Origin of the sequence: Rhizobium sp. BK538 (assembly GCF_014197575.1) — a bacterium.
Classification (GTDB): Bacteria; Pseudomonadota; Alphaproteobacteria; order Rhizobiales; family Rhizobiaceae; genus Rhizobium.
Window position 1 is genome coordinate 294520 of record NZ_JACIFT010000003.1, and the last position, 14273, is coordinate 308792.

Below are 14273 nucleotides of genomic sequence, written 5' to 3' on the forward strand. Positions count from 1 at the left end.
GCCATGGGTTTTTTGCTTTTGAAATCTGACGGCGACCTGAAGACCCTTCAGCTTGGCTGCTGCGGCATCGCCCCAGTTCAGTCGTTACATCTCAATTGCCCGGCAGCGCAAGCGGATGGAAAGTGTTGACATAGCCCATCCACCGTGGATCATATGGCTCATGGGGTCGCGATCACCCCACGAGGCGCCAGCCGAAGAGTCGCGTCCAACGAAACCGCTAAAACGGAGGGACGCGCCATGCCGTCATTCACCGAAATCTCGAGCGATAAACTGAACCGCCTCATCGGCACGCCGGGTGCGCCTGTCTTGATCGATGTGCGCAATGACGAGGACTTTTCCGCCGATCCCCGTCTCATCCCCGGATCAGTCCGCAGGCCATTCAAGGATGTGGTCCAATGGGGCGCTGAAATTCAAAGCCCGGCCGTCATCGTCTGCCACCATGGCGCCAAGCTCAGCCACGGCGTTGCCGCGCATCTTCGCGTCATGGGAGTGCAAGCCGAAACACTCGAAGGCGGGTTCGAGGCATGGATCAAGGCAGGCGGTCTCGCGGTGCCCGAGGATAAGCTGCCGTCTCGCAACGCGAAGGGGCGGACGGTTTGGGTCACGCGTGCCCGCCCGAAGATCGACCGTATCGCGTGCCCCTGGTTGATCCGCCGCTTCGTGGATCCCTTGGCCGTCTTCCTGTTCGTTCCCACCGCGGAAGTGCTGATGGTCGCCGATCGGTTTGGGGCAACACCCTTCGATATCGAGGACGTCTTCTGGAGCCACCGTGGCGATCGATGCTCGTTCGATATCATGGTGGAGGAGTTCGCCCTTCAATCCGGGCCGCTGCTTAGGCTTGCTACAATCGTCAGGGCTGCAGATACCGCAAGGCTTGATCTCGCGCCCGAAGCGGCAGGATTGCTGGCAGCCTCACTCGGGCTTTCGCGGATGTTTGCCGACGACCTCGAGCAATTGGAGGCAGGCATGACCTTGTACGATGCCTTCTATCGATGGTGCCGGGACGCGACCGAAGAGACCCACAATTGGCCCTCCGTGAAGAAGGGAAGCTGAGATGGCCAACCCTGTCACCGAGCCGCACGCGGAGGGCACGGCGGACAACACGAGCCACGGCATCTCGTTCGGCGAGGCGCTTCGCGTCTGGTTGCGCGTGGCGGCGCTGAGCTTCGGCGGCCCGGCCGGGCAGATCGCCGTCATGCACAGGATCGTCGTCGACGAAAAGAAGTGGATCGGCGAACAGCGCTTTCTGCACGCCCTGAATTACTGCATGCTGTTGCCTGGGCCAGAGGCGCAACAACTCGCGATCTACATCGGCTGGCTTATGCACAGGACGGCAGGAGGGCTTGTGGCCGGCATCCTGTTCGTTTTGCCCGGCTTCCTGTCCATCCTGGCCCTCAGCTACGTCTACGTGCTGTTTGGAAGCGTCGACGCCATCGAAGGCATGTTCTTCGGTCTCAAGGCCGCGGTGCTTGCGGTCGTCGTGCAAGCCGTCATTCGGATCGGGGGCAGGGCGCTCAAGAATCCTGCCATGGTCGCCATCGCCGCCGCCGCATTCATAGGGATCTTTGTTCTTCATGTCCCATTCCCGCTGATCATTCTGGCTGCGGCGATGATAGGTTTCGTGGGTTCCAAATCCGGCTCGAGCCTTTTCCAGGCAGGCAATGGCCACAAGGCAGCCTCCGGCCGTGTCCTGGCTGACGCCGACTCCGCTCTTGGCGAGGAAACGCCGGTCCATGCGCGGCCGAACCTGGTGTGGTCGCTGAATATCTCGGCTGTCTTGCTCACGCTTTGGCTCGGGCCGCTTCTGCTGCTTTATGCCTTCCGCGGCGGAGATGATGTGTTCACGCAGATTGGCGTCTTTTTCAGCAAGATGGCCGTGGTGACCTTCGGTGGCGCATACGCCGTGCTTGCCTATGTCGCGCAGGAGGCGGTTCAGCACTATGGCTGGCTGCGGCCGACGGAGATGCTCGACGGGCTGGGCATGGCCGAGACGACGCCAGGACCGCTGATCATGGTGCTCCAGTTCGTCGGGTTCATGGGCGCCTATCGCGATCCGGGCAGTCTCGATCCGATCACGGCCGCCACGCTGGCTGCGATCCTCGCGACGTGGGTGACGTTCGTACCGTGCTTCCTGTGGATCTTTCTCGGCGCGCCATTCATCGAAAAGCTCAGGGGCAATGCGGCGCTCGCGAGCGCGATGTCGGCCATCACCGCTGCCGTGGTCGGCGTCATACTGAACCTTGCCATCTGGTTCGGTCTGCACTTCCTGTTCACCGAGGCGCGCATCCATCGGTTCGGCCCCATATGGATCGAACTGCCCGCCTGGTCGTCGCTGGCCCTGCCTTCGCTCGTTCTCAGCGTCGCCGCAGCCATTGCGATCTTTCGGCTTAGACTGTCGGTTATTCCCACACTGCTCGGATGTGCTGTGGCTGGGATGGCTTGGAGGCTGTTCGGGATACTCTGAAACAATTGCGTAAGGGTTGAAATCTATCTCCGAGATCTCAGCAAATTCCCCGCCTCTTGCGCCGGAACCCAATCCTTTCTATATCCTCGCCAACGAAAGTCCGGCGGCCGATCCCGCGGACATGAAATCCGCCGGCTCTGATGGGCGGATCGCAGCAAGCTTAGAATTGGCAGCCACCCGTGAACACACTGGATTTTGACAAGAAGCCGGAAGATACCCGTGTTGTCGTCGCCATGTCCGGCGGCGTTGATAGCTCCGTGGTCGCAGGCATTCTCAAACGCCAAGGCTACGACGTGCTCGGCATTACGCTGCAGCTTTATGATCACGGCGCGGCCGTTCACCGCGCCGGTTCCTGCTGTGCCGGCCAGGATATCGACGATGCCCGTCGCGTTTGCGAGACGCTCGGCATCCCGCACTACGTGCTGGATTACGAGAAGCGGTTTCGTGACACGGTGATCAATCCGTTCATGGAAAGCTATGTCGCGGGCGAGACGCCGATCCCCTGCGTCTCGTGCAATCAGACCGTCAAGTTTGCCGACCTGCTCGCGACCGCGAAGGAACTCGGCGCCGACGCGCTGGCGACCGGCCACTACATCCGCTCGCGGCCCAATCCGGTGCCTGGTAATCCCGGCCGCCGCGCCCTTTATCGTCCTGCTGACGCCGACCGCGACCAGAGCTACTTCCTGTTCGCGACGACGCAGGAGCAGATCGACTATCTGCGCTTCCCGCTTGGCGGCCTGCCAAAGGCCGAAACCCGCAAGCTTGCTGAAGAGATGGGCCTTGTGGTCGCCAAGAAGGCTGACAGCCAGGACATCTGTTTCGTGCCGCAGGGCAAATATTCCGACATCATCAACAAGCTGAAGCCGAATTCGGCGCTTGCAGGCGAGATCGTCCATCTCGACGGCCGCGTGCTGGGGCAGCATGAAGGCATCCTGCACTACACCATCGGTCAGCGCCGCGGTATCGGCATCGCTACGGGCGAGCCGCTCTATGTCGTCTACCTCGATGCCCGGTCCCGCCGGGTCATCGTCGGGCCCAAGGAAGCGCTGGAGACACACCGCGTCTATCTGCGCGATGTCAACTGGCTCGGCGACGAGCCGCTTGCTGAGGCTGCCTCGGACGAAGGCTTCGCATGCTTTGCCAAGGTCCGCTCGACGCGTGCCCCGACACCGGCCGTCCTGCACGCCGATGCAAGCGGCATCTATGTCGATCTAGCGATCGGCGAAGCCGGCGTTGCACCAGGCCAGGCCTGTGCGCTTTATTCAGCGCCCGGCGACAACGCCCGCGTCTACGGCGGTGGTTTCATCGAGCGCTCCGAGCGGGAACCGGCAGCGGAAGCCTCGCTGAAGGCGCTGCTGGCCAGCCCCGTCGCCGCCTGAAAATGCCTGTGGCATTTTCTCGATCATGTGCTTGACACAAAGCCGAAGCGCACCTTATAAGCCGCTCATCCCACGGGCCACCGCATTGCGAACGGTACCGTTGACCAGTGGCGGAGTAGCTCAGTAGGTCAGAGCAGAGGAATCATAATCCTTGTGTCGGGGGTTCAAATCCCTCCTCCGCTACCATCTTTATTACAGATAGTTCTGTGTTTGACCGAGCCGGAAAGCTAAGCCTTTGTAGCCGGTCGCTTCATTGCGGAATTCTTCGAGATCATGATCAACGGACTTGACGTGTTGCCGCTTGTTGCGGCCGAATAGCGGTGGGCAATAGTCGTAAACTCGGCGCGACCAAGGTCCAATGCCGACCTTGTATTTCCGTTGCCAGGGTACTCCCGGTGGCTCGGGCCGGATGTTGAGGGGGATCGCGTCGGTTCGAACCAAAGGGAACTCGCAGTTCGGCTACCGCAGGCTGCGAGGCTTCCCTTTGAGACATCAAGAAAAGAAGTCGGACCTATTAGCGGGCCCCTGAGGCTGGTTCACAGGGTCTGGTCCATTCCTGAGGGTCACACGCCAAGTTGCTCGAAGAACGTGCACGCTTTACCTGCGACGGGCAGCCCGATCAATATACGCTCACGCCGTCTTACTCGCCACTGATGCTCAAGGCATCGGGCGCTAACGCATTGGCAAGCGCGATCGACAGGCCCTCACGCGTCCGGAAACCGGCTTCGATCAGGTCAAGTGCCGTGGCAATTACCGCCCGAGCGCACTCGCTTTCCGGGTCTATTTGGTTTGTTTGGCACCAGGCTTGGATGACGGACGCGAGGACTTCAACCTCTCCATTGTCCAGTGTGAATGTAGGGAATTGCATGGTGGCGTTCCCCCATAACGACAAGAGCGCTAGACCCTTGATCGAACCGTGCCGTGCATCTGGTCCAACACGATAGCCTACGCCTCATTCGCAAGACCGTCATTAAAAAAGCCTCGCGATCTTGGCGGGCCGAGCCCGTCGACGGAAAGGTCGCGCTCTCGCCCGGGTAGATGAAGAAACGGCGGTATTCGCCAGCACGGAAACTCTGCTGCCGCCGCATTTGTAAGAGCTGCTTCTTGCGCAATATCCAACGCGCCACTAGCATCGCATCGGGTGCAAGAGGGAGGCTGCGCGCTGAGGCGGGATCTACTGCTTCTTCTTGCGAGGGCATTGTATTTCGCGATCGTGATCATCGTCGAATTTTATTAGACCGGGAAAAGCGCCGAGGAGGGACAGCAGAGCATGTCGTACTTCGAAGAGCTGATACGCGCTAAGCGCTATTTTAATCGCTGGCTAAGGTATCGGTTGGCTGCTCCGCGAGTTCCAAAGTTGGAGCGCCTCTTTCTTGGAAAAGCCGTCGTGGTCGCTGGCTCCGCACCCTTTTCCACGAGGCCTCAGGGCTGGAACGATTCATTTCGCGTATTGACGATAAATGCCTCCCAGGTGGCGGCCCAAGGTTGGTTAACCCAGCCGCCTGACGCGACATTGATGCAGTTCAATCAGATTGAAGGGCTCAATGCGGCCGCGGTCGAGGTTCGCAAAGTGCTCCAACATAAGAAAACAGGACTACTTTGCGTTCTCAATTGGCGGCACGAGCTCGATCGGCTCGTGAGAGGACTTGATACATTCGACTACCGTTACAACGAATTGATGCTGATCAGCCGCCATGAGCGCATCGCCCTGATGCATCGGATGACGGGAAGACTGAATCTTGAATTGGAGGGTGAGGCCAAGTGGTCAAACGGCATCGTTGGCGCGGCTCTGGCACTCGCAAGTGGCGCGGCGAATGTGATTCTCACCGGCATCGATCCGCTCTCGAAGGGCCACCAATACAATTCGCTAAATCTTTCCCGCATGCATCGAGAAACCGACCTGCAAGCGCTTCAGATATTCCGTGAGCAGAGGCTCCCGGTCTTTACCGCCGACCCGCACGTCGCTCAGTCTACGAAACTGGCACTTTGGCCTCCTCGAGGGATCTAGCACTTCAACGTCCACGCAGTCTGACGAGCCGAGCCGGCGCGCCGACATAGATGCCGCCAGGAACCGTGGTTCCCTTGACGACGCTATTGGCTCCGATCACGCAACCGCGACCGATATGGGCGCCGGCCAATATCTTAGCGCCGGCTCCGATCCAGACGTCGTCCTCAATCACGACCGGTGCTTTCCGTAGCGGTTGGTCCTTTATGGGGGCAACCGGATCGTCGAAACCATGCTCGAAAGAAACAATGGCGGTTTGAGCAGCGATCCGTACGCCATTCCCGATGCGGATACCCCCGTGGCCGAGCAGTACCGCAAAGTCGTTGAGTGAAACATTGTTGCCGATCTCGACGCGTCCGCTCTGGGCGTCGATCACGACGCCGTAGCGCATCGAGACGCGATCGCCAATTGCTATCGTTCCTTTTCGCCATCTGAAACGTGGCCAATACAGCATTTTGGGTTTCGCTCCGATCGTGAGGCGCCCACCGGAGAAAACCGAGTAAAATTTGACGAGCGCGCCAAAGTTCACTGCTTATACCGGGGCCAACTGCAGCTCGATCGCGAGCGCCTTGTCGAGCCACTTTTGGGCATACTCGACATCCTGCCAGTTCTTGAACCAAGGGCCGCCTTTGGTGTAGTGCCCTTAACTTCGTCGGCAATATCTTCGCGGGAATTCCGTCCAATACAGACCGAAAGTTCTGCCACCAGCCCTCTCCCTTGAATTAGCCTCTGCTGAGGGTGGACGACGAACGTTTGCAAAGTCAAGGCCGCGCCGAGTCGGAATCGGCAGCGACCGGATCAAAGGGCGCTAAAACAACGGTTCCCACGCGGTCGATTGGCGTCTTCGTGGAACGACCTGTCCCGATGCTCCGTGTTGCGCCGTTCACGCTCAGGCCAGCTCAGTTCCGACGATGGTTGAACTACGTCCAAAGACGAACTTGGCGAAGAGCGCGCGAACCGCAAGGATTGCACTTGAAGAGGTGCTTGGCTTGCATCTTGAGGGCCAGCATCTTGAGGGTCGAGAGTGGCGCACGATTTCAATTGGGAACCGGGCATTGGTGACCCTACGATCGGGGGATGGATTACCGTCATCCTGTACCTGCTGGCCTGTGCGAGCTGCTGGAAGACGACCGGGGTCGTCGCTCGGCAATGTTGGAACGAACGATCCGACGGCTATATCTGGCGTGCCATCTCCGTGGTGTTTTTCTTTCTCGGCATAAACAAGCAGCTCGATCTCCAGTCTGCGATGACGGAACTGGGCCGCATGGTCGCTTTCTCTGGCGGGTGGTATGAGCAACGCCGGGCAATGCAAGTCGATTTTATTATCGGTGTAGCCGTCATGTGCGCGGCCACCGTACCGGCTTTTCTCTTCTGGGCCAGAAAATCCCCGATCCAGACTTGGCTAGCGCTCGTCGGTTCAACGTTTGTATTGGGGTATGTGCTAATTCGAGCGGCATCCTTTCATCATTTTGACCGCTTCATCAGTAGCCATTTCCTAGGCTTCAAGTGGAATTGGATTCTGGAAATGACTGGGATCGCGATGGTGTTGCTTGCGAGCGAGTCGCGACGAGCAAAAGTCTTTCAGCAAATGGGTCGGCGGGTCGCCCGCTGACAGCCGCTTGCGATCGCCAGCAGGCGCGGCTCGGGTCCTTCATTTCTCCGGTGCGGACTGAATTTCAACCTGTCGCCTTGGCACTAGCGCGCTACGGTTTGCTCCAAACTATGATGATAATCGTAAACTGGGCCCTTCTATAGTTCACCAAAACGCCGCAGCAGTCGCCACTGAAGCCGCAATCGATAGTATCCACCAGAAAATTCCGTTCCGTTCCGGTCCGTGCACTGCCACCCATAGCATTCTCTTCGCGGGCAAATGCGCAATCACGATCATTCATTTCCAGGAGCGGGCGCTTAAAGCTGTAAATAAGACGTAGGTACTCCGCGGGAGTCCCTTGGAGGACCCCAAAAATGCGCCAACGATCGCACAACGAAAGTCGCTTTTGACTACAGCGATGGTGCTATGGCGACAACGGACGCTGGCGGTCGGCGTCGCGTCAACCATTGAAGACGATCGAAAAAAGGGGCGGCGTCACGTAGCATCGACACGGCTTAGCGTGATCCCGGAGATGGGTTGAAACGGGCTTCCCTACCAGTCGAATGACGCATTTTCTTCTGTGGAACTTCTCGTAAACTTCGACTTTGGGTCTTTCTCTGCTGCTTACGCTATGCACGATGGTGGCCTACAAGGCGTGTCATCATTGCCGCTTAAACTGCTCGTCGAAATCACGGATCGGATTTGAGAATGGCGAAGAAGCCGAAGCTGGAGCATTCCGACCTTGCTGGTGAGTTTACCGATGATGGCGTGACGGTGCTCGTCGACATCTTCCGCCCGGCAGGCACGAATGGCGACTGGAAAATGGAAGTCGTGACCCAGCACGAGGACCTCATCGAATGGGAGGAGCCTTTTGCCACCGATCGCGAGGCGTTTGACGAGTTTCTGGCGACGGTCGCACGCGAGGGAATCAGAACATTTCTGGAAGAAGAGGACCCGTCGGTCCACTAACCCTTGTCTGGTCGCGTGACGGCACGCGGCTGGCTGGATAAATCCCGCCCCTCACGTTCCGGAAAATTGGCCCGCTCTCGGGCCGGCCAGCGTTACTTGCCAGGCGCTCCTGTTGCTGAAGTCCTGGCTCGCCAAAAAAGTATATCCTGTGCTTTCCCAAGGTTTTACTTTGCCTGCGAGATTGTCGAGGACATCGTCGCCGGACCTCAGTCGCGCCAGCAGGACGACATGGTTGTTGCCGCCGCGGTCGATGACGACCGAAAGCACCAGCTTGTTCGACGCAAAGCCGGCGCAGAGGAGCGTTTTCAGTTTCAGCAGAGCGTAGTCTTCGCAGTCGCCTTTGTTGTTAATGGGCAGCGACCAGTATTCCGGTTTTCCTGATGTCTGTGCGTCCGCTGCCGGCGCGACACCGGCATTGACCTGCCGATTGACCTTTTGAAGCAAAGGCATAGCCTCTTCGTCAGTCATCTCGCGACCGCCGCTTCCACGGCAAAGCCAAGCGTAGCGCGCGCATGCCGAGGGAAAGCCAATCGGCGCTCCGATCGCGCGTGATGCGCGCAGAGCCAGCGGCTCAATTGTCAGGTGGTGCGGCCAGGCACGATTGAGGAACGATTGTGTGGGCCGGTAGCGTCCATCAATCTTAACCCTTTTGCCGATCCTGATCATCACGGTGACCGACTGCTGGGAGGCAGGCGGACCGCAAGCAATTCCTCTGGGGGAGGGAATGGCGGCGGCTCCAACGCCGGTAGCGGCGACGCCGACAGTGGCGGCAGCAACGGAAGCGGCAGTAACGGAAGCGGCGGCAACGGAAATGGCGGCAGCGGCAACACGGGCGAAGGTCCGGTGACGCCGGCGATGACGATAGCGGCCGCAGCAGCGGCAATGGCAATGGGAATGGTGACGACGGCGGTAATGGCAGCAGCAGCGGTGATCGTCATGGCGGAGCACACCATCACCATGGTCCGAAAGACCACCACGGTCTCAAGGATCATCGCCTGCGCGGTGACGGTCCTAAAGGTCACCACGGTCCGAATGGTGACGGCCCGAGAGATCATCACGGCTCTAAGGGGGCGGTCCCCAGGGCGATGGTCCAAAAAACCAGCACGCCTCCAAGGGCGACAGTCAGCATGGTGGTCGTAACCAGGGCGGTGAGAACCGGGCGGCGGTAGCGAGGGTGGCGGCAACCAAGGGGGCGGCAACCAGGGTGGCGGCAACCAAAGTGGCAACCAGGGTGGTGGCCGCGGCGGAAACCACCAAGAGGCTACCTTACGCGACGACCATCATGTCAGAGAAACGCAACGGTTGAGCGGTCTCAGAATTTGAAACCAACGCCGACGGTGACGATGTTCTGATTGAAGTCGGTGTCTACACCGAGCAGGTCCTTGCTGCCGTAATCGTTGTAGCGATATTCGACCCGCCCGAAGATGTTATCGGTGAAGGCGTAGTCCAGGCCGGCTCCAACGGTCCAGCCCGAGAACGTGGTGTCGTCGTCGCCGACGGGCGTGCTTACATGGCCTCTCGCACCGGTCCAGCCGGCGGCTCCATAGAACAGAGCGTGATCGAGAGCGTAACCGACGCGAGCGCGGACGGAGCCGGTCGTGTCGAATTTATATTCATTGCCGCCAACTGTTTCCTCGTTCCAATTGTAGGAAACGTCGCCTTCGACACCGAGCACGATATTGTTGTCGAGTTGCCAGTTGTATCCGGTGAAGCCGCTGATGAGGCCGCTGTTGAGATTGGCGTCGCCGATGCCGGAGAAGTTACCGTTGCCCCAGGCGCCCCCACCTTGCAGGCCGACATAGAAGCCGTTCCAGGTGAAGACGGGTGCAGCTTGTGCAACCGGAACCGTTGGCGGCTCATTCACAAGGTCAGCGGCCGACGCAGCCCCCGCAAGACCAATAAAGGCCGCAGAAGCCGCAACTATACGAAAATACATGATAAATCCCTCTCCTATGACAAGGGTCCACTCAGTCTGCGCACCAATCGAGCCAGGCCCGATCGATGATCGCGGCCCATGCGGCATGCAGACACACTTTTCAGTGGAAATGTCCGCCCACAGGACCAACGAGCTAACGTTGGCCCGTCTGAAAGGGTTCCATCACGAATTTCTGATGTGCGGAGGTGCGGATTTCGTGGCGGTCAGCCACCAGCCAGCACCTCGTCGCGATTGAAAATGAAGGAGCGCGTCTCTTCGGCAGGCATCGCTTTGCCGAAGAGATAGCCTTGGCCGACGTCGCAGCCGAGCTGAAGCAGGTGGCCGAGTTGGCGATGCTCTTCGATGCCTTCGGCAGTCGTCTGTATATTGAGGCTGCGGCCGAGCCCAAGCATGGCACGGATGATTTTTTCCTGGCGCTCATCATCGCGGCAAGTCGCGATGAAGCTCTTGTCGATCTTGATCTTGTCGAAACGATACCGGGCGAGTTGGGCGAGGCTGGAGTAGCCCGTGCCGAAATCGTCGAGGGCGATCTGGACGCCAGCGTCGTGGAGCTCATCCAGAATGATGGCGGCAACTGCCGGATCCTGAATCAGGGCATTTTCGGTGATCTCGATCTCCAGGCGGCGCGGTGGCAGGCCGTTTGCCGACAGCACCTTGAAGATGCGCGAGGCCAGCAGCTTGTCTTCCATCTGCACTGGAGAGACGTTGAAGGACAGCATGACGTGGTCGTCCCAAGCCAAGGCATCCTGGCAGGCCTGCGCGAGCAGATCTTCGAAGAGCTCGGTGATCATTCCGGTTTCTTCGGCAATGCCGATGAAGACGGGCGGCGGAATGGCAACACCCTCCTCATCCGTCCAGCGCGCCAGCGCCTCGAAGCCGCAGACCGTGCCGCTCTTCAGGTCGACTAAGGGTTGATAGAATGGCCGGATCGCCTTTTTCTGGATCGCGATACGGAGCTTCGATTCCAGCGTGGCGCGTTTTGCCACCTTGTCCTGCATCGAGGCTTCAAACGCCATGTGCTGGTTGGGGCCGCGTGACTTGGCCTCGTACATGGCGAGGTCGGCACGGTGGGCGGCGTCCTCCAGCGGTTCGCGACCCTGTTCCCAGCGATCGTAACCGACGCTGGCGCCGACTTCGACGGCAAACCCATTGATATGGATAGGGCGTGTTACCGCCTGGATGAGCAAGCGCGCGAAGCGCTCTTCGTGCCGCGGCGAGAGGCCGAGCGCAACGACGACGAACTCGTCGCCGCCAAAACGATAGACGCAGTCGGCATTGCCGATCGCGCAGATGCGCTTTGCCACTTCGATCAGCAGCGCGTCGCCGCCATTGTGGCCGACAAGGTCATTGACCTTCTTGAAGCCGTCGAGGTCGATACAGAAGATCGTAACGTTCTGCTCCCATTCGTCGCCCTCGACGTCGGTCTTCGTCCTTCGCGGAAGGACCTTGCGCTCGAATGCATAGCGGTTTGGAAGCTTGGTCAGGTGATCGTGGGTTGCCGTCCAGTCGGCCTTGGCCTGGGCGCTGGCTCGCAATTCCATCTCTTTGCGCAGGTCGACGATGCGCAGCATCGAATAGACGAAGCTCATGGCGCCGCCGATGCCAACCCCGAGGACGAGCTTGTCTGCTCCATAGTTCTCGTAGGCGCCGACGAAGGCGACCAGCCAGTTATCCAATTCGAGGATCGCACCGACGAGCCACAGCGTTACCCCCAACGCCATGACCAACAGGCATTGCCTTCCGGCCCTGCTCTGGAAGAATACCGGCATGCCTCGCTCCATCTCCACCCGGGCGCCGGTGTATCATTGAAGTCTGAAGCGTTTGTTGAAACCAAAGGGCGAATTCTTGGGATCTGCGGCTAACCTGGAGCATGCGCCGCTCGAAAGGTGCCCGGCAGACCAGGCGAGCGGCGTGGCCGCCCGCCTGTTGTCTTCAAAGTCTGATCAGCAAAGATGCGCCGATGACAATCAAGAGAAGGGTCAATGCGCTGGTCATGCGCAGCAGGCGCGCGCGTCGCATCCGCGCGCCGCTCCAATCATATGGCATGCTTGTTCCTCCTTGGGGCGAGGATTGACGGCCCGACCGTGCCGGGTCGGAAAGCTATGCCATGGCTTGCTTGCGTAAGGCTTGCCTAAATTATCACCTTGAGTATTAGGCGGTCGTGCCTTCCACGCGCAGCGACCACCGGCTTCCATTGCTGGTCATGTGGACGATCGCGAGTGGTTCGATATCGGCGATCCAGAAGGACGATACGGGTGCGTTCAGCGTAGTTATGATGGCAGCCCTGACAACCGCAGCATGGGTGATGGCGACGATGTGGCCGCCCGTCTGCAAATGCTCGTTCATCCAGGCTTTCACGCGCGCGCATACGGCGGCGATAGCCTCGCCGCCATGCGGGGCTTCCTCCGGCCGCGCCATCCAGGCCGCCAGATTGTCAGGCTCGGCTTGCTGGATCTCGGCGATCGATCGTCCCGCCCAGCGGCCGAAATCGCAATCGCCAAGCGCATCGGAGAATATGGGCTCCAGGCCAAGCGCATCAGCCGTCTGCCGGGCGCGCAAAGTCGGGCTGGCGAATACGCCGTCGGCATGCTGGAGGCGAGGCGCGATTGCCCGCGTGGCACCGATTGCCTTCTCGTTCAGCGGCTCGTCCAGTGGAAAGCGTGCCTCGCGGTTGGCCGCAGTCGAGCCGTGGCAGATCCAGGTGAGGCGCGTCATCACGATGGTCGTCTCCGCAAACGGGGATGATGGGCCTGTCGCTGCATGAAGTTTCGTTGACAGGTTCGAAGTCGCAGATATAACGATGATGTTGTGGGTTTGGAAACCGGTGAAATTCCGGTGCGGTCGCGCCACTGTGATCAGGATGGGGATACCTCGGACTGGAAGTCAGACCCTACCACGCAACAATTCTCGACTGAACGCGTCATTCCAGGAGGAATTCATGTCTGACATCACTTTCGCGTCCGTTGCCGCACCGGCTCCGATTCCGGTTGGTGAGCTTTTGCCCTGGGCGATCTTCGGCGGCCTGCTGATGCTCATCGTCATCTACTTCGTCGGTACCGAAGAAGGCGCAATGTCGCTTCTCAACAGCATGTACGTGCACGAGTTCGTGCATGACGGTCGGCATCTCCTCGGCTTCCCCTGCCACTAAGGGAGTTTCGGACATGGTTGGAAATCTCTTACTTCGCGGAATGCTCGCGGGGCTGATCGCTGGTGTCCTCGTTTTCGCCTTTGCCCATATCTTCGGCGAGCCACTTGTCGACCAGGCGATCGCGTTTGAGGAAGCTGCTGCCCAGGCGGCGGGCGAAGCTGGCGAACCTGAAATCGTCAGCCGTGCCACACAGGCGGGGATCGGCCTCTTCACCGGCGTGATGGCCTACAGCATCGCCGTCGGCGGCCTGTTTTCGCTCGTCTTCGCTTTCGTCCAGGGGCGCTTCAGCAATCTCGGCGCACGGGGAACATCTGCCGTCATCGCGCTTGCCGCCTTTGTCGCCGTCGTCATCGTACCCAGCATCAAATATCCCGCCAATCCGCCGGCGGTCGGCAATCCTGACACTATAGGCATCAGGACCGAGCTGTTCTTCCTGATGATCGTTGTTTCGATCGCCGCGCTCGTTGCGGCAATTGCTTTTGCACGCCGCCTGACTCCGCGGTTCGGCGTGTGGAATTCAGCAATCGCAGCAGGCCTCGCCTATGTCGCCTTTGTCGGGCTCGTGCAGTATCTGCTGCCGCCGATCAACGAGGTGCCGGAGAATTATTCGGCTATGGTCCTCTGGCGTTTCCGCACGACTTCGATCGGCATGCACGTGGTCCTCTGGGGCGTCCTTGGCATGGCTTTCGGTGCACTCGCCGAGCGCAAACTTGGTGTCGGTGCGAAGCTGCGTAGTCGCGCGCCGGCTTTCCATTGATCGGAGAAGGCTCCGGAGCAATCC

14 protein-coding genes, 1 tRNA gene and 1 riboswitch are annotated in these 14273 nt (G+C 59.6%); of the genes, 9 read left to right on the forward strand and 6 right to left on the reverse strand.

Going from position 1 to position 14273, the window contains the following annotated elements; genetic code table 11:
* Positions 1-237: 237 nt before the first annotated feature.
* The 5 genes from FHX09_RS05520 (at position 238) to FHX09_RS05540 (ending at position 5851) form a co-directional block, all read left to right on the forward strand.
* Entirely contained in the window at positions 238-1053 is an 816-nt protein-coding gene (locus tag FHX09_RS05520) for a sulfurtransferase/chromate resistance protein (protein WP_132594144.1), read from the forward strand.
* Position 1054: 1 nt separating this feature from the next.
* Entirely contained in the window at positions 1055-2464 is a 1410-nt protein-coding gene (chrA, locus tag FHX09_RS05525; protein ID WP_184449397.1) for a chromate efflux transporter, read from the forward strand.
* Positions 2465-2643: 179 nt separating this feature from the next.
* The gene (mnmA, locus tag FHX09_RS05530; protein ID WP_132594140.1) at positions 2644-3843 is read left to right on the forward strand and encodes a tRNA 2-thiouridine(34) synthase MnmA; all 1200 of its coding nucleotides are present in this window, start codon (positions 2644-2646) and stop codon (positions 3841-3843) included.
* A 109-nt stretch (positions 3844-3952) separates the two neighbouring features.
* Positions 3953-4029: transfer RNA gene (locus FHX09_RS05535), tRNA-Met, on the forward strand.
* A gap of 1084 nt (positions 4030-5113) precedes the next feature.
* Positions 5114-5851: a hypothetical protein gene (locus FHX09_RS05540; protein WP_007802684.1), complete on the forward strand. Its 738-nt coding sequence runs from the start codon at positions 5114-5116 to the stop codon at positions 5849-5851.
* A gap of 4 nt (positions 5852-5855) precedes the next feature.
* Here the strand turns inward: FHX09_RS05540 and FHX09_RS05545 are convergent, their stop codons facing one another.
* Positions 5856-6239, reverse strand: coding sequence for an acyltransferase (locus FHX09_RS05545; RefSeq protein ID WP_224563311.1), 384 nt, complete (start codon positions 6237-6239; stop codon positions 5856-5858).
* A 633-nt stretch (positions 6240-6872) separates the two neighbouring features.
* Between FHX09_RS05545 and FHX09_RS05550 the strand changes: the two genes are divergently transcribed.
* Both FHX09_RS05550 and FHX09_RS05555 read left to right on the forward strand, forming a co-directional pair.
* Complete coding sequence (locus tag FHX09_RS05550) at positions 6873-7460, forward strand: hypothetical protein (RefSeq protein ID WP_183719444.1); 588 nt, start codon at positions 6873-6875, stop codon at positions 7458-7460.
* Between the two features lie 687 nt (positions 7461-8147).
* Complete coding sequence (locus FHX09_RS05555; RefSeq protein WP_007802691.1) at positions 8148-8408, forward strand: hypothetical protein; 261 nt, start codon at positions 8148-8150, stop codon at positions 8406-8408.
* 51 nt (positions 8409-8459) lie between these two features.
* Here FHX09_RS05555 and FHX09_RS05560 read toward each other — a convergent pair whose 3' ends face one another.
* The 5 genes from FHX09_RS05560 to FHX09_RS05580 form a co-directional block, all read right to left on the reverse strand.
* Entirely contained in the window at positions 8460-9074 is a 615-nt protein-coding gene (locus FHX09_RS05560; protein ID WP_246699389.1) for a transglutaminase-like cysteine peptidase, read from the reverse strand.
* Positions 9074-9463 carry a hypothetical protein gene (locus FHX09_RS05565; protein WP_165933218.1) on the reverse strand — a complete coding sequence of 130 codons (390 nt, stop codon included), beginning with the start codon at positions 9461-9463 and terminating at the stop codon, positions 9074-9076. Before FHX09_RS05565 ends, FHX09_RS05560 begins: the two co-directional genes overlap by 1 nt.
* A 257-nt stretch (positions 9464-9720) precedes the next feature.
* Positions 9721-10344 carry an outer membrane protein gene (locus FHX09_RS05570; RefSeq protein WP_184449399.1) on the reverse strand — a complete coding sequence of 208 codons (624 nt, stop codon included), beginning with the start codon at positions 10342-10344 and terminating at the stop codon, positions 9721-9723.
* A 203-nt stretch (positions 10345-10547) separates the two neighbouring features.
* The gene (locus tag FHX09_RS05575; RefSeq protein WP_132594924.1) at positions 10548-12113 is read right to left on the reverse strand and encodes an EAL domain-containing protein; all 1566 of its coding nucleotides are present in this window, start codon (positions 12111-12113) and stop codon (positions 10548-10550) included.
* Between the two features lie 382 nt (positions 12114-12495).
* Positions 12496-13059, reverse strand: coding sequence for a histidine phosphatase family protein (locus FHX09_RS05580; protein WP_132594932.1), 564 nt, complete (start codon positions 13057-13059; stop codon positions 12496-12498).
* A 101-nt stretch (positions 13060-13160) separates the two neighbouring features.
* A riboswitch (cobalamin riboswitch) is annotated at positions 13161-13233 on the forward strand.
* 49 nt (positions 13234-13282) lie between these two features.
* On the opposite strand from FHX09_RS05580, the gene FHX09_RS05585 reads away from it, so the two are divergent.
* Both FHX09_RS05585 and FHX09_RS05590 read left to right on the forward strand, forming a co-directional pair.
* A complete protein-coding gene (locus tag FHX09_RS05585; protein ID WP_132594922.1) occupies positions 13283-13492 on the forward strand; it encodes a CbtB domain-containing protein in 210 nt (69 codons plus the stop codon).
* Between the two features lie 13 nt (positions 13493-13505).
* Positions 13506-14249 carry a CbtA family protein gene (locus FHX09_RS05590; protein WP_007801798.1) on the forward strand — a complete coding sequence of 248 codons (744 nt, stop codon included), beginning with the start codon at positions 13506-13508 and terminating at the stop codon, positions 14247-14249.
* Positions 14250-14273: the final 24 nt, after the last annotated feature.

What these genes read in the sequence shown, in the direction of transcription:
- FHX09_RS05565 (WP_165933218.1), bottom strand. Translation starts at nt 9,463, where the DNA reads ATGATCTCTCGGGCCGTCACCATTCGGACCGTGGTGACCTTTAGGACC.
- FHX09_RS05575 (WP_132594924.1), bottom strand. Translation starts at nt 12,113, where the DNA reads ATGCCGGTATTCTTCCAGAGCAGGGCCGGAAGGCAATGCCTGTTGGTC.
- FHX09_RS05520 (WP_132594144.1), top strand. Translation starts at nt 238, where the DNA reads ATGCCGTCATTCACCGAAATCTCGAGCGATAAACTGAACCGCCTCATC.
- FHX09_RS05540 (WP_007802684.1), top strand. Translation starts at nt 5,114, where the DNA reads ATGTCGTACTTCGAAGAGCTGATACGCGCTAAGCGCTATTTTAATCGC.
- FHX09_RS05570 (WP_184449399.1), bottom strand. Translation starts at nt 10,344, where the DNA reads ATGTATTTTCGTATAGTTGCGGCTTCTGCGGCCTTTATTGGTCTTGCG.
- FHX09_RS05560 (WP_246699389.1), bottom strand. Translation starts at nt 9,074, where the DNA reads ATGATCAGGATCGGCAAAAGGGTTAAGATTGATGGACGCTACCGGCCC.
- chrA (WP_184449397.1), top strand. Translation starts at nt 1,055, where the DNA reads ATGGCCAACCCTGTCACCGAGCCGCACGCGGAGGGCACGGCGGACAAC.
- FHX09_RS05555 (WP_007802691.1), top strand. Translation starts at nt 8,148, where the DNA reads ATGGCGAAGAAGCCGAAGCTGGAGCATTCCGACCTTGCTGGTGAGTTT.
- FHX09_RS05585 (WP_132594922.1), top strand. Translation starts at nt 13,283, where the DNA reads ATGTCTGACATCACTTTCGCGTCCGTTGCCGCACCGGCTCCGATTCCG.
- FHX09_RS05545 (WP_224563311.1), bottom strand. Translation starts at nt 6,239, where the DNA reads ATGCGCTACGGCGTCGTGATCGACGCCCAGAGCGGACGCGTCGAGATC.
- FHX09_RS05590 (WP_007801798.1), top strand. Translation starts at nt 13,506, where the DNA reads ATGGTTGGAAATCTCTTACTTCGCGGAATGCTCGCGGGGCTGATCGCT.
- FHX09_RS05580 (WP_132594932.1), bottom strand. Translation starts at nt 13,059, where the DNA reads ATGACGCGCCTCACCTGGATCTGCCACGGCTCGACTGCGGCCAACCGC.